The 19,638-nt window shown below is 47.2% G+C and carries 19 protein-coding genes; 8 read left to right on the top strand and 11 right to left on the bottom strand.

Features of this window, described 5'->3' with window-relative positions:
• The first annotated feature begins 204 nt into the window (after window positions 1-204).
• A complete protein-coding gene (clpS, locus tag C2758_RS08995) occupies window positions 205-561 on the top strand; it encodes an ATP-dependent Clp protease adapter ClpS (RefSeq protein WP_215330240.1) in 357 nt (118 codons plus the stop codon).
• On the top strand, window positions 558-2,864 hold the full coding sequence (gene clpA, locus C2758_RS08990) for an ATP-dependent Clp protease ATP-binding subunit ClpA (protein WP_215327906.1): 2,307 nt from the start codon (window positions 558-560) through the stop codon (window positions 2,862-2,864). The genes clpS and clpA overlap by 4 nt, the downstream gene beginning before the upstream one ends.
• A gap of 128 nt (window positions 2,865-2,992) precedes the next feature.
• On the opposite strand, the gene C2758_RS08985 is transcribed toward clpA, so the two are convergent.
• A complete protein-coding gene (locus C2758_RS08985) occupies window positions 2,993-3,880 on the bottom strand; it encodes a fumarylacetoacetate hydrolase family protein (protein WP_215327905.1) in 888 nt (295 codons plus the stop codon).
• 108 nt (window positions 3,881-3,988) lie between these two features.
• Between C2758_RS08985 and C2758_RS08980 the strand changes: the two genes are divergently transcribed.
• Window positions 3,989-4,963: a tripartite tricarboxylate transporter substrate binding protein gene (locus C2758_RS08980; protein WP_215327904.1), complete on the top strand. Its 975-nt coding sequence runs from the start codon at window positions 3,989-3,991 to the stop codon at window positions 4,961-4,963.
• An 8-nt stretch (window positions 4,964-4,971) separates the two neighbouring features.
• Here the strand turns inward: C2758_RS08980 and dut are convergent, their stop codons facing one another.
• The 5 genes from dut to C2758_RS08955 are packed head-to-tail and all read right to left on the bottom strand — an operon-like array spanning window position 4,972 to window position 10,999.
• Window positions 4,972-5,421, bottom strand: coding sequence for a dUTP diphosphatase (dut, locus tag C2758_RS08975; RefSeq protein WP_215327902.1), 450 nt, complete (start codon window positions 5,419-5,421; stop codon window positions 4,972-4,974).
• 27 nt (window positions 5,422-5,448) lie between these two features.
• On the bottom strand, window positions 5,449-6,660 hold the full coding sequence (gene coaBC, locus C2758_RS08970; RefSeq protein WP_215327900.1) for a bifunctional phosphopantothenoylcysteine decarboxylase/phosphopantothenate--cysteine ligase CoaBC: 1,212 nt from the start codon (window positions 6,658-6,660) through the stop codon (window positions 5,449-5,451).
• A gap of 9 nt (window positions 6,661-6,669) precedes the next feature.
• Entirely contained in the window at window positions 6,670-7,164 is a 495-nt protein-coding gene (gene lspA / locus C2758_RS08965) for a signal peptidase II (protein ID WP_215327898.1), read from the bottom strand.
• Between the two features lie 30 nt (window positions 7,165-7,194).
• Entirely contained in the window at window positions 7,195-10,056 is a 2,862-nt protein-coding gene (gene ileS, locus C2758_RS08960; protein ID WP_215327896.1) for an isoleucine--tRNA ligase, read from the bottom strand.
• A complete protein-coding gene (locus C2758_RS08955) occupies window positions 10,049-10,999 on the bottom strand; it encodes a bifunctional riboflavin kinase/FAD synthetase (protein WP_215327895.1) in 951 nt (316 codons plus the stop codon). Before C2758_RS08955 ends, ileS begins: the two co-directional genes overlap by 8 nt.
• 51 nt (window positions 11,000-11,050) lie before the next feature.
• Between C2758_RS08955 and purN the strand changes: the two genes are divergently transcribed.
• From purN to C2758_RS08940, 3 genes are read left to right on the top strand one after another with little or no spacing between them, the layout of a single operon-like run.
• Entirely contained in the window at window positions 11,051-11,680 is a 630-nt protein-coding gene (gene purN, locus C2758_RS08950) for a phosphoribosylglycinamide formyltransferase (RefSeq protein ID WP_215327894.1), read from the top strand.
• Window positions 11,677-13,266, top strand: coding sequence for an RsmB/NOP family class I SAM-dependent RNA methyltransferase (locus tag C2758_RS08945; protein WP_251369190.1), 1,590 nt, complete (start codon window positions 11,677-11,679; stop codon window positions 13,264-13,266). Before purN ends, C2758_RS08945 begins: the two co-directional genes overlap by 4 nt.
• 28 nt (window positions 13,267-13,294) lie before the next feature.
• Window positions 13,295-14,488, top strand: a complete 1,194-nt coding sequence (locus C2758_RS08940) for an acyl-CoA desaturase (protein ID WP_215327893.1) — start codon at window positions 13,295-13,297, stop codon at window positions 14,486-14,488.
• A 78-nt stretch (window positions 14,489-14,566) separates the two neighbouring features.
• Here C2758_RS08940 and rpmG read toward each other — a convergent pair whose 3' ends face one another.
• The 3 genes from rpmG to radC all read right to left on the bottom strand — a co-directional run bounded on the left by rpmG (window position 14,567) and on the right by radC (window position 15,819).
• Window positions 14,567-14,734 (bottom strand): 50S ribosomal protein L33, encoded by a 168-nt coding sequence (gene rpmG, locus C2758_RS08935; protein WP_015421876.1) that lies wholly within the window; start codon window positions 14,732-14,734, stop codon window positions 14,567-14,569.
• A gap of 11 nt (window positions 14,735-14,745) precedes the next feature.
• On the bottom strand, window positions 14,746-14,979 hold the full coding sequence (rpmB, locus tag C2758_RS08930) for a 50S ribosomal protein L28 (protein WP_011903570.1): 234 nt from the start codon (window positions 14,977-14,979) through the stop codon (window positions 14,746-14,748).
• 144 nt (window positions 14,980-15,123) lie between these two features.
• Entirely contained in the window at window positions 15,124-15,819 is a 696-nt protein-coding gene (gene radC / locus C2758_RS08925) for a DNA repair protein RadC (protein ID WP_371817696.1), read from the bottom strand.
• 30 nt (window positions 15,820-15,849) lie between these two features.
• Here radC and C2758_RS08920 point away from each other — a divergent pair, with 30 nt between their 5' ends.
• Complete coding sequence (locus tag C2758_RS08920; RefSeq protein ID WP_215327892.1) at window positions 15,850-16,296, top strand: peptidylprolyl isomerase; 447 nt, start codon at window positions 15,850-15,852, stop codon at window positions 16,294-16,296.
• A gap of 3 nt (window positions 16,297-16,299) precedes the next feature.
• Window positions 16,300-17,265, top strand: coding sequence for a 4-hydroxy-3-methylbut-2-enyl diphosphate reductase (gene ispH, locus C2758_RS08915; RefSeq protein WP_215327891.1), 966 nt, complete (start codon window positions 16,300-16,302; stop codon window positions 17,263-17,265).
• Window positions 17,266-17,350: 85 nt separating this feature from the next.
• On the opposite strand, the gene C2758_RS08910 is transcribed toward ispH, so the two are convergent.
• Together C2758_RS08910 and C2758_RS08905 are read right to left on the bottom strand one after the other, a co-directional pair.
• On the bottom strand, window positions 17,351-18,544 hold the full coding sequence (locus tag C2758_RS08910) for an acetylornithine transaminase (RefSeq protein WP_215327890.1): 1,194 nt from the start codon (window positions 18,542-18,544) through the stop codon (window positions 17,351-17,353).
• A gap of 51 nt (window positions 18,545-18,595) precedes the next feature.
• Entirely contained in the window at window positions 18,596-19,636 is a 1,041-nt protein-coding gene (locus C2758_RS08905; RefSeq protein ID WP_215327889.1) for a CDP-6-deoxy-delta-3,4-glucoseen reductase, read from the bottom strand.
• Window positions 19,637-19,638: the final 2 nt, after the last annotated feature.

The raw sequence follows: 19,638 nt of genomic DNA, 5'->3' as shown, positions 1-19,638 counted from the left end.
CACGCCTAAATAGGACTTCAAATAAAGCCTACCCCTTGATTGTTTGCCCTTTATGGTGGGGTGTCAAGGGGGTGGGTAAATATAGTTACTCTTAAACCCCCCTTTTTTTATCGAAAAATGCCCCAATATAGTATTTAAGGCTCTTTCTTGATGGTTTTTTTGCAACAAAGCTTCAAAATCCTAATTTTTACATCTGTGTTTAGAATGTTTCATATGAGTCGTACAACGAAAAATCCAACGGTTGGCAATCCAGGCAACCCCCACATTGAAGACACCATTCTTCTCGAAAAGCAGGCCGAGAAACTAAAGTCGCCTTCGATGTATAAAGTTTTACTATTAAATGACGATTACACGCCCATGGAATTTGTGGTGATGGTCATTCAGGAGTATTTTAATAAGGATCATGAGACAGCTACACGGATCATGTTGCAGGTTCATTTGGTTGGTAAAGGTATTTGCGGTTTATTTACACGTGATGTTGCAGCAACAAAAGTGCATCAAGTTATAGAGCTCTCGCGCGAAGCGGGTCACCCACTACAGTGCACTATGGAGGAAGCATGATTGCCCAGGAATTAGAAGTCAGTTTGCACATGGCGTTTGTTGATGCGCGAGCTTCAAGACATGAATTTATTACGGTGGAGCATTTGCTTGCCGCCTTACTAGACAACGCGACTGCAGTGGAGGTTTTAAAAGCCTGCGCTGTCAATATTGCTGAGCTTCGTGCTCAGCTCAAAAATTTTATTAACGACAATACGCCTGTGGTTCCGGGCAGCGATGAAGTTGATACCCAGCCAACCCTAGGTTTTCAGCGAGTGATCCAGCGTGCCATCATGCACGTGCAATCCACTTCAAATGGGAAGAAGGAAGTTACCGGGGCAAATGTACTCGTAGCTATCTTTGGTGAAAAAGATTCTCATGCAGTGTATTTCTTGCAACAGCAAGGTGTCACTCGTTTGGATGTGGTGAACTTTATTAGTCACGGTGTGCGTAAAGATCAAGCTGAGAGTGTGAAGCCTGCTGAGGCTGCCCAAGAGACCGAGGATGCATCGTCTGGCGGCAAGGAGAGCCCCTTAGAGCAATACACCCAGAACCTTAATGTGCTGGCTAAGCAGGGTAAGATTGATCCGCTGATTGGGCGCGATAGTGAAGTTGAGCGCGTGATTCAAGTACTGTGCCGTCGCCGTAAAAATAATCCGCTATTGGTGGGTGAGGCGGGTGTGGGTAAGACTGCGATTGCTGAAGGTTTAGCTTGGAGAATTGTGAAGGGTGATGTCCCTGAGATCTTGGCTGATGCCACAGTCTATTCATTAGATATGGGTGCGCTATTGGCGGGTACCAAGTACCGCGGTGATTTTGAGCAACGTTTGAAGAGTGTTCTCAAGTCTTTAAAAGACAGCGCCCATGGTGTTTTATTTATCGATGAGATTCACACCTTAATTGGTGCGGGTGCTGCATCGGGCGGCACATTGGATGCGAGCAATTTACTCAAGCCTGCTCTATCGAATGGCCAGCTCAAGTGTATCGGTGCAACCACCTTTACTGAGTACCGTGGCATTTTCGAAAAAGATGCAGCTCTGTCGCGTCGCTTCCAGAAAGTGGATGTGGTTGAGCCAACTGTTGATCAGACCGTACAAATCTTGCGTGGCTTGAAGTCACGCTTTGAAGAGCACCACGGTGTTAAGTACGCTTCCGCTGCATTGGTTGCTGCAGCCGAATTATCTTCACGCTACATTAATGATCGCCATTTGCCGGACAAAGCAATTGATGTGATTGATGAGGCCGGTGCAGCGCAACGTATCTTGCCGAAGTCCAAACAGAAGAAAACCATTGGTCGTCCTGAGATTGAAGAGATCGTCGCGAAAATCGCTCGCATACCGCCACAATCTGTCACTGTGGACGATCGTAGCAAGCTTCAGACCTTAGATCGGGATATCAAGAGTGTGGTGTTCGGTCAAGATCCTGCCATTGAGGCTCTAGCGAGCGCAATCAAGATGACTCGTGCTGGTCTTGGCAAAATCGATAGACCAATTGGTTCATTCCTGTTCTCAGGTCCAACTGGTGTGGGTAAGACAGAGGTTGCGAAGCAGCTTGCTTATATATTAGGTATCGAGCTCCTGCGCTTTGATATGTCTGAGTACATGGAGCGTCATGCTGTCAGCCGCTTAATTGGCGCTCCTCCAGGATATGTAGGCTTTGATCAAGGTGGTTTGCTCACTGAGGCCGTTAATAAGAAGCCGCATTGTGTTCTCTTGCTTGACGAGGTTGAAAAAGCACATCCAGATATTTTCAATATCCTCTTGCAGGTCATGGATCACGGTACTCTCACCGATAACAACGGTCGTAAAACCGATTTCCGTAATGTCATCATCATCATGACAACCAATGCTGGTGCTGAAGCAATGCAGAAGTCCACCATTGGCTTTACTAATGCCCGCGAGTCTGGTGATGAGATGGCGGATATTAAGAAGTTCTTCACACCAGAATTCCGTAATCGTTTAGATGCAATTGTTTCCTTTAAGGCGCTGGATGAGACCATCATCATGCGCGTGGTGGATAAGTTCTTGATGCAGTTAGAGGAGCAACTCCATGAGAAGAAGGTGGATGCTACATTTAGCCCAGCATTGCGTGCGCATTTAGCTAAGCATGGCTTTGATCCGCTCATGGGCGCAAGACCAATGCAGCGAATTATTCAAGATACGGTACGCAAAGCACTTGCCGATGAATTGCTATTTGGTAAGTTGGCGCAGGGTGGTCATGTGGATGTCGATATTGATGCCGATGGCAAAGTTCAACTTCAGTTTGATGCCCCAGTAGTTCCGGGTAAGCGCCCAAAAGCTGATGTAGCGCCGGTTGAAGAAATTTGATGCTTCTGAAGTCTGGATGATCTAGTTAGGAAAAACTGAAGGGATTGAGCTTGGTGCAGTACCAAGTTCAATCCCTCAACCATTTTTATCAGTACCAGCTTCGATAGGCGCTACTAGAGCTCAATTGCTCACTCGGCAATAAAGGTATTTTCTAGTTTTCCAATTCCGCCCATTTCAACCACAACCACATCACCGTTTACTAAATATTTTGGTGGTTTAAATCCAATGCCAACTCCTACTGGGGTGCCAGTGGCAATGAGATCACCTGGATACAGAGTGATGCCTGCTGAAACTGTAGCAATCATATTGGGAATATCAAAAATCAAATCCTTGGTATTGGAATTTTGTCGCAATTCTCCATTGACCCAGCATTTGACAGATATATCGTTTGCATCTACTTGATCTGCTGTCACAACCCAAGGGCCCATGGGGCAGAAGGTATCAAAACTTTTTCCCAGAAACCACTGTTTATGACGTTGTTGCCAGTCGCGAGCAGTGACGTCATTGATTGCGGTATAACCCCAAACATGGTTCATTGCATCTGCTTCGCTAATACCTTTTCCACCTTTACCAATCACAATGGTTAGCTCAGCCTCGTAATCAATGGCTGTGGATACGGCAGTAGGAATGATGACATTCGTGTTAGGACCGGTTACGGATTCTGGTGGTTTGGTAAAGAATATGGCGTGACTAGGAATATCTTCCCCCGGTTTTGCACTGCTATCAAAACCGCTATTAGAAAATTCTTTGGCATGCTCATGGTAATTTTTGCCAACGCAAAAAATATTTCTGCGGGGTCTGGGAACTGGTGCAAGTAGTCGAATATCGCTAAATGCATAAGTAGCTATGGGCTTTGGTAACTGACCCTTTAAATCAGCGCGCAAAAGAGCGACAACACCATCCTCGCTGAGGTTCACTCCAAGATCAAATTCTTCAACTGTTGTGCCGTCAGGTGAAATCGATCCAACCCGTGTTTTGCTGGGTTCGCTAATTAAAGAAAAGGCTGCATATTTCATATTTTTCTCCATTTGGGGTTTGTCTCTAGGGGCCCCCTTGTTTATTTAACTCAATCAAACTTATAGTAGGATAAATAATAACCACATAACTAACACGAAGAGGCAGAAATGAATATTAGCCGCCAACTGATTTGCTTAGCTAGTTGCTTGCTCTTGACTTCAGCATTTGCGCAAACATCTGAATCATGGCCTACAAAATCCATCAATATGGTCGTACCATTTCCACCAGGTGGCGTAGCGGATACCGTGGGGAGGCCTGTTGCTGATGCCCTTTCCAGGATTCTAGGTCAGCCAGTAGTTGTTGAGAATAAACCGGGTGCTGGCGGAGGAATTGGCATGGCGGCAGTAGCTAAATCGAAACCTGATGGTTACACCATTTTGATGGCCCTATCTTCAATCTCCATCATTCCTGAGGCGGATAAAATTGTTGGGCGTGAGCAATCTTTTCAGTTAAATCAATTAAAGCCAATAGCGCGCTTTACTGCCGATCCGACCGTTTTAGTGGTTAGGGCAGATAGTCCATGGAAAGATTACAAGTCTTTTGCCGCTGCTATGCGCTCTAATCCTGGTAAATATAACTTTGGCTCTTCTGGAAATTACGGCACGATGCATGTGCCCATGGAAATGCTCAAGTCTTCCGAAAAGTTCTATATGGTACATATACCTTACACAGGAGCGGGCCCAGCTATCGTGGGTCTATTGGGTGGTCATGTTGATGCAATTGCTACAGGACCTTCCTCAATTGTTTCACAGATAAAAGCTGGCAAAGTCCGCGCTCTTGCACATTGGGGTGATGGTAGATTGGCTAGCATGCCTGACGTGCCTAGCTTTAAAGAAATGGGAGTGAAGATTGAATTTTCTCAATGGGCTGGGCTCTTTGTTCCTAGCGCCACCCCAGAAAATATCACCAATCGCTTACGTGAGGCAGCTAAGCAAGCCGCTAATGATGAACGCGTTCGCTCGGTGATTAATGCTGCTGGAAGCCCCATCCAATATCTAGATGCACCTGAGTTCAAGGTTTATTGGGACAAAGAGTCTGCTCAAATGGGCGACATCGTTAAGAAAATTGGTAAGGTGGAGTGACGGCTTAATTAACTGCGGCCTGTACTTCCAAACCCGCCAGCCCCACGACTACTCTCAGTAAACTTCTCAACGACTTTGAGTTCCACCTGTTGTACTGGCATCACTACCAGTTGCGCTAAGCGCTCCATGGGCTCGAGTTTGAATGCTGTAGAGCCACGATTCCAAGTACTCACCATCAGTTGGCCCTGGTAATCCGAATCGATCAATCCCACTAAATTTCCGAGAACGATTCCATGTTTATGGCCAAGACCAGAACGCGGCAGGATAAATGCAGCATAGCGTGGATCTTCTACATAAATCGCTAAACCTGTTGGGACGAGGATTGTTTGTCCAGGAGCAATTTCAATTGCTTCATCAATGCAGGCGCGCAGATCTAATCCAGCACTACCAGGAGTTCCATATGCGGGTAATTGGTCGCGCATACGCTCATCGAGAATTTTGACTTGAAGTTGTTGCATGGGATTTCCTAAAACTGGGTTTGATTGTTATATTTTTTTAGCAACTAGTTGAATGAGCTGACGTGCAAGTTGAAGCTTTTCGGCTTTCGCCATTTTCTTGCTACCGCTTGCATCGACGATGAGTAGTTGGTTGAGATCGCTGCCAAAAGTATCTGGACCAATATTACCGATAATCATCGGAATGCCTTTACGTTTACGCTTTTCTTCCGCATACTTTTGGAGCTCAGTAGACTCTGCTGCAAAGCCAACGCAGTAGGGATATGGCTTCCCACCTTTAGTTTTAACCGTTTTTACTACATCAGCAAGAATGTCGGGGTTGGCGACAAATTCTAAATTTGGAGCTTGTTTACCTTGGCGCTTAATTTTCTCTTTTGCAGGCTTGGCAATACCCCAATCAGCTACTGCAGCTACTGCAAAGAAAATATCGTAGTCAGTCGATTGCATGGTGGCTGCATGCATTTCTTTGGCACTAACTACATTGGTGCGGGTAATTTTTCCTGCTGCCTCTAATGGTGTGGTGAGATCGCATGGGCCTGCTACTAAGTGTACTTCTGCGCCAGCCTCAAGAGCTGCGCGGGCAATAGCAAAGCCCATCTTGCCTGAGCTACGGTTAGTGATACCTCGCACTGGATCAATGGCTTCAAAAGTGGGTCCAGCTGTAATCAGTACACGTTTTCCAAGGAGTGGCTTCTTCTGAAAGAAAGCAATCAATTGCTCGGTGATCTCTGCGGGCTCAAGCATGCGCCCAAAGCCGACTTCACCACATGCTTGGAACCCGCTTGCAGGGCCGAGTAAGGTGACTTTGTCTGCAATGAGCCGCTCTGCGCTTCTTTGTGTGGCAGCATGCTCCCACATTTGCTTGTTCATGGCGGGGGCCAGGAGTAGTGGGCAATCTCTTGCCAAGCACAAGGTGCTGAGCAAGTCATCAGCCAATCCGAGGGAAAGTTTAGCCATCAGATCCGCACTTGCGGGCGCAATCAAAATCGCATCGGCAGATCTAGAGAGTTCAATATGCGCCATATTGTTAGCAATGCTGCTATCCCATTGGCTGGTATAAACGGGATTGCCCGTGAGTGCCTGCATCGTGACAGGTGTTACAAATTGCTGAGCAGCTTCTGTCATCACCACTTGGACGCTGGCACCTTCTTGCATCAATTGTCGTGCTAGCTCGGCAGATTTATAGGCCGCAATGCCACCAGAAATGCCGAGAACGATTTTCTTATTTAAAAGTGATTGCATGACGCCAGCTTAAAGGGATTGGGAGGTTTTGCCAAATGACTTGCGCAACTCGCCCCAAATGATGAGAGCTGCACCAATACAAATGGCGCTATCCGCAATATTGAAGGCTGGCCAATGCCAATTAGCATAATGCAGGTCAATAAAGTCCACCACAGCGCCATACATGATGCGGTCTAAGACATTCCCTAGTGCACCGCCTAGGATGAGGCTCAAAGCCCAGCAGAGTATCTTGTCGCCCAAGCTCTTTCGTAGTAGCCAAAAAATGTAAGCAGACGCCGCTAACCCAAGGATCGTAAAGAACCAACGTTGCCATCCAGAGCTTTGCGCTAAAAATGAAAACGCTGCTCCTGGATTAAATAGTAACAACCAGTTCATAAATGGCAAAACAGGTTCAGGCACGCCCAGCTGTAAATTACTCAAGGCAGACCATTTACTCAGCTGGTCTAGCAATAGCGTAACGGTTGCAATCGCTAGATAACGGAGAAAAGAGAGATTTGTGCTCATGATGTGATGGCGATCTTTTTACTATGTTACTTATGCAAATAGACGGGATTCACCGCTTCCGAAAAGATTACTGATGCAGCGACCACATAACTCTGGATGTTCAGTGTTGAGGCCAATATCTTGAGTGTGATGCCAGCAACGACCACATTTCTTATATTGACTACCGCGAACAAGCACTTCGAGACCTGCATTGCTGAGTTCTAGATTGGCGCTAGAGGTGATGGTCACAAAACGCAGATCGTCTTCGAGAGAATGCAGAATTGCAAAATCAACATCAGCTACTTTGATAGTCAGCTCGGCTTGCAGTGAAGAACCTACATTGCCTGCTTCACGCTCAATCTCAATGGCCTTGGTTATCTCGGAGCGGATTTCTCGAACACGATTCCATTTGGCAAGGAGCTCAGTAGCCTGGGTAATTTCTGGGAAGGTGCCGAACTCTTCCATGAAGATGGATTCGCTTGGTTTCTCATTCGCACCATGCGGGAAAGACAGCCAAGCTTCTTCAGCGGTAAACGAGAGGAAAGGAGCAAGCCACTTCAGTAAGTTGCGAGTGATGTGGAAAAGGGCGTTCTGCGCTGCACGACGCTCTCTCGAATCTGGGGCGCTCGTATAGAGGCGGTCTTTCAGAATATCTAAGTAGAAGCCACCCAAATCTTCTGAGCAGAAAGTGAGCATACGCGCTACAGCAGGCTGGAACTCGTAAGCTTTATAGTGCGCTTGTACATCTTGCTGCAACTGATTAGCCAGTGCAACAGCATAACGATCAATCTCTAGCCATTCGCTTGCAGGCATTGCATGCTGGCTTGGGTCAAAGTCAGATAGGTTAGCCAACAAGAAGCGTAATGTATTGCGAATACGGCGATAGCTTTCCACTACACGTTTCAGAATTTCATCGGAGATGGTCATCTCCCCAGAGTAGTCAGTAGAAGCTACCCACAAACGAATAATCTCCGCACCCAACTTATCAGCAACTTGTTGTGGGGCAATCACATTACCTACCGACTTACTCATCTTGCGGCCTTGGCCATCAACGGTAAAGCCGTGTGTCAACAGCGCCTTGTAAGGCGGCTTACCATCGAGCATGGCACCAGTCAGTAAAGAAGAGTGGAACCAGCCGCGATGTTGGTCTGAGCCCTCTAGATAAAGGTCAGCTAAACGACCATCTGCATTTTCAGCTTCAGGACGATAAAGTTCCGCACGATGTGAGCCACGAATCACGTGCCAATGCGTAGTGCCAGAGTCAAACCACACATCCAAGGTATCGCGATTCTTTTCATATTGAGCTGCTTCTTCACCCAGTAGTTCAGCTACTTCCAGTTTTTGCCAAGCCTCAATACCTTCTTTTTCAACACGCTTCGCAATTTCTTCGAGCAATTCAACGGTGCGAGGATGTGGCTCGCCACTTTCTTTGTGAACAAAGAAAGCCATTGGTACACCCCATTGGCGTTGACGAGACAAGGTCCAATCAGGACGGTTGGCAATCATGCTGTTTAAGCGCTGCTTGCCCCATGCCGGGAAGAACTCAGTGCTTTCAATGCCGGCTAAGGCTAATTCACGCAGACTGGCTTTGCCATCGGATGGTTTTTTATCCATACTCGCAAACCACTGCGAAGTCGCACGATAAATAATCGGCGACTTGTGACGCCAGCAATGCATGTAAGAGTGAGTATAGGTCTTATCTCGCAAGAGGCTGCCTGCTTCACGCATGGCTTCAACAATCTTCGGATTGGCTTTCCAAATATATTCATTGGCAAAGAGCGGCAACCAAGAGGCGTAGACACCATTGCCCATGACTGGATTCAAGATATCCTTATCTGCGAGTTTGTTGGCTTTGCAAGACTTAAAGTCTTCCTCACCATAGGCTGGTGCAGAGTGCACAACACCAGTACCAGTATCGAGCGTGACGTACTCGGCAGGATAGATTGGTGAAAGACGCTTATAACCATCATGCAATGGTGCTAGCGGGTGCCAGAAAGAAATCTTGGCTAACTGATTACCTAAACAAGTGGCGATGACTTTGCCCTCGAGACCAAAATCTTCCAAACAAGTTTCCACACGATCTTCTGCCATGATGAGTAACTTGTCACCAGTGTCGACTAAAGCGTAGCTGAGTTCAGGGTGAACATTCAATGCTTGATTAGAAGGAATAGTCCAAGGAGTTGTTGTCCAGATCACAATCATTCCAGGCTTGGCTGGGATCTCACTTAGACCAAATGCTTTGGCGAGTTGTGGACGCTGCCCATCATCAAAAGCAAATCCCACATCTACTGTTGGGTCAGTCTTGTCTTGGTATTCCACTTCAGCTTCTGCTAATGCGGAGCCGCAGTCGAAACACCAGTTCACTGGTTTGAGGCCGCGGAAAACATATCCCTTTTCCCAGATCTTCCCAAGTGCACGAATTTCATCGGCCTCATTACGGAAGTTCATGGTCAGGTAAGGATTATTCCAGTCACCCAAAACACCCAGGCGCTCAAAGTCGATCTTTTGCTTGTCTACCTGCACTTTTGCATACGCACGTGCTTTAGCTTGTACTTCAGCCGTCGGCAGATTTTTGCCAAACTGTTTCTCAATCTGAATCTCAATCGGCATACCGTGGCAATCCCAGCCGGGAACATAGGCAGAGTCGAAGCCCATTAACCAGCGGGACTTTACGATCATGTCCTTGAGAATCTTATTAACCGCATGACCAATATGAATATCACCATTTGCATAAGGGGGGCCATCATGCAAAATGAACTTCGGTTGATTGGCATGCGCTGCACGAATCTTTTCGTAGAGTTTATTTTTCTGCCACTGTGCAACCCATTGTGGTTCACGTTTCGGCAAATCTCCCCGCATCGGAAACGATGTTTCTAAAAGATTAACGGGGTAAGAGTTTTCTTTTTCAGACATAAGATTTTTTCAGGAAATAATTTCTGGCATGCGCTGCATCAGATGCAATCGCTTTGGTAAGTGTATCGAGATCAGAGTACTTCGCCTCATCACGGATTTTTTCTAAGAGCTCCACGGTAATAATTTTTCCGTAGACATTGGCGTTGTAATCAAAGATATGGGTCTCAAGCAATACGCGACCTTCATCTTCCACTGTCGGCCTCACGCCTAGACTGGCTACCGCAGGCAGTGGCTTCTCTCCAAGTCCCAGGACTTGTGCAGTAAAGATCCCGGAGCAGGCAGGTTTACGGTGATGCAAGTGATTAGCAACGGCGAGATTCAGTGTGGGGAAGCCTAAAGTGCGGCCCAGCTTTTGCCCATGAATGACGTGGCCAGAGATACCGTAAGGACGACCTAGTAATTTACTAGCTTGATCCATATCCCCATCAGCCAAGGCATTGCGCAATGCTGAGCTAGAAATTCTTTCGCCATCTTCTTGTACGGTGTGAATACTAGAAACTTCAAAACCAAATTGTTCGCCTGCCGCTTTCAGGCTTGCAAAGTTGCCAGCGCGTTTTGCGCCATAGCAAAAGTCATCACCAATCAAAATCCATTTGGCATTGAGCTGCTTCACAATAATTTCAGAAACAAATTCTTCAGGAGTCAGGCGGGCGAATGCGGAATTAAAGTGCTCCACTACTATGCGATCGATACCAATGTTGGCAAAGGCAGCAAGCTTGTCACGCAAATTGAGAATTCTTGGAGGCGCTTGTTCTGGAGAAAAGAATTCTTTAGGGTGCGGTTCGAAAGTCATGACGCAACTAACTAAGCCGCGTTCTTGCGCGCCATCTTTCAGTTCTTTGAGCAGGGCGTGATGACCCCTGTGCACGCCATCGAAATTGCCGATGGTTAAGGCACAAGCCGGTCCTGCGGAAAACTGGGTAGGGCCACGGAATACGTTCACTAAATCACTTTCAGGGTCGCTTTCGGGGTAACCATCAATTATATTGTGGGCATGCCATCTATCGTCACCTTAATCTCTGGCCGCGGATCTAATTTCGAGGCTATCGTCAAAACAGCTCAAAAAGAGCAGTGGCCGGTTACTTTTGCCGGGGTTATTGCAAACCACTCTGCCGCCAAAGGCCTTGATTTTGCTCGATCTCAGGGCATTCCGGCCTTTGCCATCGAACATCGGGAGCACGCTACTCGAGAGTCCTTTGATGCCGCTCTCATGGCGAAAATCGATGAATTAGGCGCTGATTTAGTGGTTCTAGCGGGTTTTATGAGGATTCTGAGTCCAGGCTTTATTCGCCATTTCGAAGGTCGCCTGATCAATATTCACCCCGCCTTGCTACCAGCCTTCCCAGGATTGCATACCCATGAGCGCGCTTTGGCTGCTGGAGTAACTGAACATGGCGCTAGCGTGCATTTTGTTACCGAGGGTGTGGATGAGGGCCCCATCATCTGCCAAGCCTCAGTTCCAGTGCTTCCCAGTGATGATGCGGATAGCTTGGCAGCGCGAGTTTTGGCTGCTGAGCATCAGATTTACCCGCGGGCCGTAAAATGGTACCTAGATGGACGATTGCGAATAGAAGGTAATCAAGTTCAGGTTAAACCACCGGAGTCGCAATTAATAAAATTATGAGTAAAGAACGTTCATCCCGTGCAGCTAGCGCTGGCAGTAAATCTGGATCAAGATCCGAGTCACGCTTAGGCCCACAAAAAAGTTATGCCGCTAAATCAAAAGATCCCTTGCGTCGCCCAGAGCGTCGCAATGCGAGTGGCAACATCATTGCACCAGAAGGCCAAAAAAACTTTTCTAATGCGAAGGCTTTGCCTCAGCATGCAATTCATTTAGAGCGTCTGCTTCCAGAGTTGCTGAATTTCGAACAACCAGCTGACCGTGTAGTGAGTCGCTATTTTCGCTCTGAGCCTCAGCTGGGTAACCGTGATCGCGCCTTGATTGCAGAAAGTGCTTTTGCGATCCTGCGTCGCAAAAATGAGTTCTCGCAATTTGCTTCCAGCGGCGAGGGTTCGCAGGCTAGACGCTTAGCCCTATTGGGTTTGCTGTCCGCTTTGTCTGAAGGTGGCTTAGGTTCTGCTAACCGTGCTGAGAGTGCTATTGCCGACTTAGCTCACGTATTGAAGACAGGCGAGTACGAATGGTTGCAACGTTTTGCCACGGTCGATCCATCAGCACTCAATCCCTTAGTTCAGAATAATTTGCCTGAATGGCTTTGGGATGCGTTTGGAAAATATCCCGGTGAAGAATCACGTGAAGCATTAGCTAAGTCACTCATGCATCCAGCCCTTTTGGATTTGCGTGCCAACACCATGAAAACGACTCGCGAGCAATTGCTGGCCGAGATGAATGCTTTAGGTGGTCGATATCAAGCTATCCCAACTCCGTATGCGCCGGATGGTGTTCGCATTATGGGTAAGCCCGCCTTACAAAATACTGTCAGCTTTAAGACGGGCATGTTTGAGGTTCAAGATGAAGGTAGTCAGTTATTGGCTTACTTACTTGCGCCTAAGCGTGGCGAGATGGTGGTGGACTTTTGTGCTGGCGCCGGCGGTAAGACTTTAGCCATTGGAGCGATCATGCGCTCTACTGGCCGTTTATATGCCTTGGATACATCAGAGCGTCGGTTAGCTAATTTAAAGCCTAGACAAGCCCGCAGCGGCCTCTCTAATGTTCATCCCGTGTGGATTGATAGTGAGAATGACTCCAAGATCAAGCGCTTGGCTGGGAAGATTGATCGCGTCCTAGTGGATGCTCCTTGTAGTGGCATGGGTACTTTGCGACGTAACCCGGATCTCAAATGGCGCCAGACTCCAGAAGGCGTTCTGGAGCTCAATCAAAAGCAGATGAATATTTTGGCCTCTGCAAGCCGCTTACTTAAGCCAGGTGGCCGCTTGGTTTACGCAACTTGCAGCCTGTTGCCACAAGAAAACCAGCAAATTGCAGAGGATTTCTTGGCAAAGCATCCTAATTTTGAGGTTGTTCCAGCAGCTGAAGTTCTTAAGCCATTGTTTCCAAAGGATAAAATTCCTTTAGGATGCAGTCCTGATAACCCTTGGTGGCAGTTATGGCCCCATATTCATGGGACTGATGGTTTCTTTGGGGCTGTTTTTCAGAGAAAAGCAGCCGTTTCTGCGCTAACTGTCGATAAAGGTGATGAAAAGTCGGTAAAAGTCAAAAGCAAGAAAGCGGATAAAGAACTAAAATAAGGTTTTAGACCTTTCTGGGAATCCCCTTTTGAACACAGCTTCTAGTTTTGATTTATTCCTGAATTGGCTTTCCAATGGTTATTTAAATTGGGCTTGGTGGCAAATCCTTGTTTTTACCCTGGTTGCCACCCACATCACCATTGCTGCGGTGACTATTTTCCTGCATCGTTGCCAGGCGCACCGAGCTTTGGAACTGCATCCATTCATGTCCCACTTCTTCCGGTTTTGGCTATGGCTAACCACTGGTATGGTGACCAAAGAGTGGGCAGCGATTCATCGCAAGCATCACGCTAAGTGTGAGACTGCAGATGATCCACATAGCCCACAAGTTTTGGGTATCAATACCGTGCTTTCTCGTGGTGCTGAGTTATATAAAAATGAGTCACGCAATCAAGAGACCTTAGATAAGTTTGGTCACGGTACTCCGGATGATTGGCTTGAGCGCAATATCTATGCAAAGTATTCATGGCAAGGCGTAGCTTTGATGTTGATCATCGACGTACTCTTATTCGGCGCAATTGGCTTGACTGTGTGGGCAGTGCAGATGCTGTGGATTCCGATTACTGCCGCTGGAGTTATTAATGGCATTGGCCACTTCTGGGGTTACCGTAATTATGATTGCGAAGATGCTTCAAGAAATATCATTCCTTGGGGTATTTTGATTGGTGGAGAAGAGTTGCATAACAACCACCATACCTTCGCTACAAGCGCTAAGCTTTCTAGTAAATGGTATGAGTTTGATATTGGTTGGATGTATATTCAAATCATGAGTGCTGTTGGTTTGGCGAAAGTAAAAAAGACTTCTCCTAAGCCCGTGCTGAGCGACTTACGCCCTGCAGATCAAAACACACTCGAAGCCATCATTGCCAACCGTTATGAAATCATGGCACGCTACAGTAAGACCTTGAGTACTTTCTTTAATAATGAAGTTCAGCACATGCAGGTATTGGCGGCTCACTTAAAAGATGCCCGTGCTTGGCTGGGTAAAGATGAATCTCGTTTGACTGTAGAAGAAAAAATTAAACTTGAAGAGCTGATGGCAACTAATGCGCAGTTACGAAAGATGATTGAGATGCGTCGTGACTTGCATGCTATCTGGGGTCGATCTAACGCCACTGGCGATCAACTACTGACTCAGTTGCATGTATGGTGTCAGCACGCTGAAGAGAGTGGTTTATCGAGTCTGCGTGACTTCTCTTTGAGGTTGCGTCGCTACGCTTAAGAGAAAAATCTAGGCAATAAAAAACCCGCTGATGTAGCGGGTTTTTTATTTGCTACAAATAAATATCGAATCGATAAATTACTTGAGCTTGGTTTCTTTGTAAGCAACGTGCTTGCGAATAGTTGGATCAAACTTCATGATCTCCATTTTTTCAGGCTTAGTACGCTTGTTTTTTGATGTTGTATAGAAGTGACCAGTACCAGCTGATGACTCTAATTTAATTTTTTCTCTGCCGCCTTTAGCCATTTGTGCGCTCCTTAAATTTCGCCACGTGCACGGAGATCGGACAACACGGCATCAATACCGTTCTTGTCGATAACGCGCAAACCAGCATTGGTTAAGCGCAAGCTAATCCAACGGTTTTCAGATTCAACCCAGAAGCGACGATTTTGCAAATTCGGCAAAAAGCGACGTTTCGTTTTATTGTTTGCATGGGATACATTGTTGCCAACCATCGGCTTCTTCCCAGTGACTTGGCAAACTTTTGCCATGACATAACTCCATTAATTGCGAAAAAAGAAGATTGTATCAGTCTCCGAGTACTTTGATCTAGCCCTAAATGGCTTTAGTTTTGAGGGTGAGGAAAAATTGTTCTCAATATGGTTCAAAACAGACCATTAAGTTAGTATTCACTTCTATTTAAGGTCATTTTTCATAAGACCCTCATCTGAAAATGAGAAAAACCCACCATGACTTACGATGCAATGATCAAGTAGGGGGATATCTACCAGCTGCAAGGCTTTAGCTAGTGTTTTGGTCAATTCTCGATCAGCAATGCTGGGTTGTGGGTTTCCGCTGGGGTGGTTATGTGCCACGATTAGAGCGCTAGCGTTCCTAGCAAGAGCTTCCTTGAGGATTTCTCGCGGGTACACCGCGGTGTGGCTTAGAGAGCCTCTAAAGAGCTCCTGGCACTCAATCAGTCGTAGGCGGGAGTCTAGGTATAGGCATAGGAAGACTTCGTGTGGCAAGCGTCCAAATCTGGCCTGCAAGAACTCTCGGACGTAGCCTGGTGAGCTCAGGACAGACTCCTGGGAAAGACTTTCCTCAAGGCTGCGCTTGACCAGCTCGTAGGCCGCCTGGATTTGCGACCACTTAGAAATGCCCATGCCATGAATCTGGGTTAATTCTTCAGGGGTGCAGGACATGAGGCGCGGCAAATTGCCGAAATGGTGGAGCAGGTCCTCTGCTAGAGCTACGGCAGTTTTGCCTTTGACGCCAACGCGCAGAAAGATCGCCAGTAATTCGGCGTCACTAAGGGCTGCCGCACCAAGAGCACGCAGTTTTTCGCGAGGCTGCTCCATTTTTGGCCAATCCGTAATCGGCAGGTGCACGCTACGGTCAGGCCTAGATACAATTACCTTATGACTAAGCTTACGGTTTTGCCCAACTCCTTCCTGACCCTCAACTATCGGCTGACTTTGCCTAGTGGGGATGACTACATCAATACTTTTATCGATCGCCCTGCGACGGTGTTGATGGGTTCTGGACAATTTGCGCCTTGTTTTGAAAAGGTATTAATCGGATTGGGTGTGGGTGATAAGAAAAGTGCCTTATTGCCCCCAGAAGAAAGCTTTGGGGAGCGTAAAGAAGAATTAATTCAGTGGGTTTCTTTGAACGCGCTCAAAGCAGGTCGCGATGATGATGCGGAATTCAATCCTGGTGATGTCATTGAATTTAATGCGCCTGGTGGCGCCCAATACGCAGGTGTATTGCAATCGATTAACGAAGAGGGTGCTTGGTTTGATTTCAATCACCCACTTGCTGGAAGGCCTGTTACCTTCGAAGCTCAAATTGTTGCGATTTTGTAGCCGATGAATAAGCAAACTATTACTCAAACAGGCGCAGACAGCGCTGGTGAAATTTTGATGGCACAGCCCCGTGGCTTTTGTGCGGGTGTTGATCGTGCAATCAATATTGTGAATGAAGCGCTTACACGCTTTGGTGCTCCAATTTATGTACGTCATGAGATTGTTCACAATGCTTATGTCGTGAACGAACTGCGTGAAAAAGGCGCTGTGTTTGTTGAAGAGCTGCATGAAGTTCCTAAAGGCGGCATTGTGGTGTTTAGTGCCCATGGTGTCTCTCAAGAAGTTCGTCAAGATGCTGAGACGCGTGGCTTGCAGGTATATGACGCAACTTGCCCCTTGGTTACAAAGGTGCATGTTGAGGTCATCAAGATGTGTAAGGATGGTTTTACAGTGTTGATGATTGGCCATGCGGGGCACCCGGAGGTCGAAGGTACGATGGGGCAGGTTAAGGAAGGTGTTCATTTGATTGAGAAAGTGGCAGATATTGCTAAGCTGCCTTTTACTGAGAATGAAAAAATTGCTTTTGTCACGCAAACGACACTCTCCGTCGATGAGACGAAAGAAATCGTCGATGCCTTAATTCAAAAATTCCCGCATATCGTGCAACCCCGCAAGCAAGATATTTGTTATGCCACTCAAAATCGCCAAGATGCTGTGAAATTTATGGCTCCTCAAGTTGAGGTAGTTATTGTGGTCGGAAGCAAGGCCAGCTCGAACTCGAATCGCCTGCGTGAATTGGCTGAAAAACTGGGTGTACCAGCCTACATGGTCGATGCACCAGAGCAGCTTCAGGCTGAATGGTTTATTGGTAAGAGGCGCGTAGGACTCACTGCAGGCGCATCAGCCCCTGAAAGCCTGGCCCTCTCGATTGTGGCAAAGATACAAGAATTTGGGCCGCGCAGCATTCGTAATCTAGAAGGCGTAGTGGAGGATGTCATATTCTCACTGCCAAAGAATTTAGTGGGCTAGCAAGTATCACCATAGTTGGGGTGATTGCCGCATTAAAAGATAAAGGGGCTTAGAGCCCCTTTATTACATTTAATCTGAGTATTGTTTAGCTAACTTGCTTGAGCAACTCTCTCAAGATCTTGCACATCTGACGGATTTCATCATCAGAAACATTGAGTGCTGGCATAAAGCGCAACAGATTGGGTCTTGGCGAGTTAATTAATAGCCCTTCTGGAGTTCTATCGCGAGCTAGTTCAACCAGTTTGGCGCCAATATCACTACTCAACATCAGGGCGCGTAATAGTCCTTCACCGCGCTCACCATCCAGATTAAATTCTGCGGAGATGGCAAGGAGTTCCTTGCTAAGCAACTCACCCTTGGCGCGAACAGACTCTAGGAAGCCTGGTGCCAATAATTGCTCGATCACGCTGATACCTACTGCGACCATCAGTGGATTGCCGTTATAGGTGCCACCCTGATCACCAGGTACAAAACAAGCAACTGCATCGGTTGCCATCAATGCAGCTAATGGCACGCCACCACCAATACCCTTGCCCAAGGTCATGATGTCTGGTTCGATGCCATAGTGCTGATAAGCAAAGAGAGTGCCAGTACGACCGCAGCCGGCTTGTACTTCATCGACGATCAACAGAATATTATTTTCTTTGGTGAATTTACGCAGGCTTTGCATAAACTCTTTAGTGGTGGGGATCACGCCACCTTCACCTTGTACCGGCTCAAGCATGACCGCGACTGTTTTATCGGTTACCAGTTTTTTGACGGAATCCAAATCATTTAAATCTGCTTTTGGAAATCCAGGAACTTGTGGGGCAAACATCGTGTCCCAGCCCGGTTTACCGGATGCGCTCATTGTCGCTAATGTACGACCATGAAAACTGTGATCAAAAGTAATGATTTCAAAGGCGCCTGATTTATTCAGCTGCCCCCATTTGCGTGCCAACTTAATCGCGCCCTCATTGGCTTCAGCTCCGCTATTTGCAAAGAATACTTTGTTAAAACAGCTATTCTCAGTCAGAAGATTCGATAAGCGAATCATTGGCTCGTTATAAAACGCTGGACTTGGATTGATGAGTTTTTTTGCTTGCACGTTGAGCGCTTCAATCATGCCGGGGTTGCTATGACCGAGACAGTTCACTGCCCAGCCTTGCAAGAAATCCAAATAACGCTTGCCATTGTTATCAGTCAGCCATGAGCCCTTACCCTCAACCATCGTCACCTCTGGTCGTGGGGTAATAAACATCACTGAGTGGGCATCTACGGATTGGGCTGGCTTATTCATATCGTATGCAAAGTGAAATCAAATGAGGTTTCTATTATCACGCTTAGCAGGCTAGTTTGTCGCGAGGTCAGCTGCACTGGTAAAGGAGTCTGCAAAGAATTCCTCTTCGGGCAAGCTGCACTGGGATGCAAAGTCCTGGCGGGCCGCATTGACCACTACAGGGGCGCCGCAGGCATAGACCTGGTAAGGGCTCATATTGAGATGGTCGGCCATCACGGCTTGGTGCACAAAGCCTGTGCGCCCAGTCCATTGGTCCTCCGGTAGTGCATCTGATATGACCGGGATGTACTTGAAGTCAGGAATATCTTTTGCCCATGCCTCACAGAGCTCATTAAGGTAGAGGTCGCTAGGGCGCCGTCCGCCCCAATACAGATGAATCGGGCGCTGGATCTTTTTGAGCCGCATTTGCTCGATGATGGATTTAATCGGTGCAAAGCCAGTACCCGCCGCAACAAAGATGATGGGTTTCTTAGAATCTTCTCTTAAAAAGAAGCTGCCCAATGGACCTTCAAAACGCAGAATATCTTTCTCTTTTAAAGCGGGGTCTTTTGCACCAAAGACTGGATCGGTAAAGAGCCCGCCCGGCAAGTGTCGAATATGTAGCTCGAGTGGACCCTCTTGATCAGGGGCATTGGCAATGGAATAAGCACGGCGCTGACCATCTTTGAGTAGAAACTCTAAATACTGGCCAGCTAAAAATTGAAAGCGCTCGGCAGCTGGTAATTGCAATTGAAGAATAGCCACATCTTCACTCGGTTTTACGATGGTGTTGACGCGACAAGGTACTTTTCGAATGGCGATATCACCAGCACCCTGAACTTCACGAGCTTCAATGAGAAGGTCTGATTTAGGGTGGGCGCAGCAAAACAAGGTGCCACCGGTGGCTTCATCAGTCGGGCTTAAGGCTGCGGCGCTATGCTGACCATGCTCTACCTGACCTTCCAGAATCTTGCCTTTACAGGATCCACAGGCACCATTTTTACAACCATAGGGCAGGGTGATGCCCTGCTGTAAGGCTGCCTCCAGGAGGGTCTCATCCTTCTGCACAGTAAATTGTTTGCCGCTCGCCTTGAGCGTGACTAGATAAGACACTC

Origin of the sequence: Polynucleobacter sp. AP-Sving-400A-A2 (genome assembly GCF_018688155.1) — a bacterium.
Classification (GTDB): Bacteria; Pseudomonadota; Gammaproteobacteria; order Burkholderiales; family Burkholderiaceae; genus Polynucleobacter.
Note: the sequence above shows the minus strand (reverse complement) of the source record. Positions and strands in the feature narration are given on the sequence as shown.

Excerpts from the sequence above, each read along its gene's own strand:
- clpS (WP_215330240.1), top strand. The coding sequence starts at position 205 with ATGTTTCATATGAGTCGTACAACGAAAAATCCAACGGTTGGCAATCCA.
- clpA (WP_215327906.1), top strand. The coding sequence starts at position 558 with ATGATTGCCCAGGAATTAGAAGTCAGTTTGCACATGGCGTTTGTTGAT.
- C2758_RS08985 (WP_215327905.1), bottom strand. The coding sequence starts at position 3,880 with ATGAAATATGCAGCCTTTTCTTTAATTAGCGAACCCAGCAAAACACGG.
- C2758_RS08980 (WP_215327904.1), top strand. The coding sequence starts at position 3,989 with ATGAATATTAGCCGCCAACTGATTTGCTTAGCTAGTTGCTTGCTCTTG.
- dut (WP_215327902.1), bottom strand. The coding sequence starts at position 5,421 with ATGCAACAACTTCAAGTCAAAATTCTCGATGAGCGTATGCGCGACCAA.
- coaBC (WP_215327900.1), bottom strand. The coding sequence starts at position 6,660 with ATGCAATCACTTTTAAATAAGAAAATCGTTCTCGGCATTTCTGGTGGC.
- lspA (WP_215327898.1), bottom strand. The coding sequence starts at position 7,164 with ATGAGCACAAATCTCTCTTTTCTCCGTTATCTAGCGATTGCAACCGTT.
- ileS (WP_215327896.1), bottom strand. The coding sequence starts at position 10,056 with ATGTCTGAAAAAGAAAACTCTTACCCCGTTAATCTTTTAGAAACATCG.
- purN (WP_215327894.1), top strand. The coding sequence starts at position 11,051 with ATGCCATCTATCGTCACCTTAATCTCTGGCCGCGGATCTAATTTCGAG.
- C2758_RS08945 (WP_251369190.1), top strand. The coding sequence starts at position 11,677 with ATGAGTAAAGAACGTTCATCCCGTGCAGCTAGCGCTGGCAGTAAATCT.
- rpmG (WP_015421876.1), bottom strand. The coding sequence starts at position 14,734 with ATGGCTAAAGGCGGCAGAGAAAAAATTAAATTAGAGTCATCAGCTGGT.
- rpmB (WP_011903570.1), bottom strand. The coding sequence starts at position 14,979 with ATGGCAAAAGTTTGCCAAGTCACTGGGAAGAAGCCGATGGTTGGCAAC.
- C2758_RS08920 (WP_215327892.1), top strand. The coding sequence starts at position 15,850 with ATGACTAAGCTTACGGTTTTGCCCAACTCCTTCCTGACCCTCAACTAT.
- ispH (WP_215327891.1), top strand. The coding sequence starts at position 16,300 with ATGAATAAGCAAACTATTACTCAAACAGGCGCAGACAGCGCTGGTGAA.
- C2758_RS08910 (WP_215327890.1), bottom strand. The coding sequence starts at position 18,544 with ATGAATAAGCCAGCCCAATCCGTAGATGCCCACTCAGTGATGTTTATT.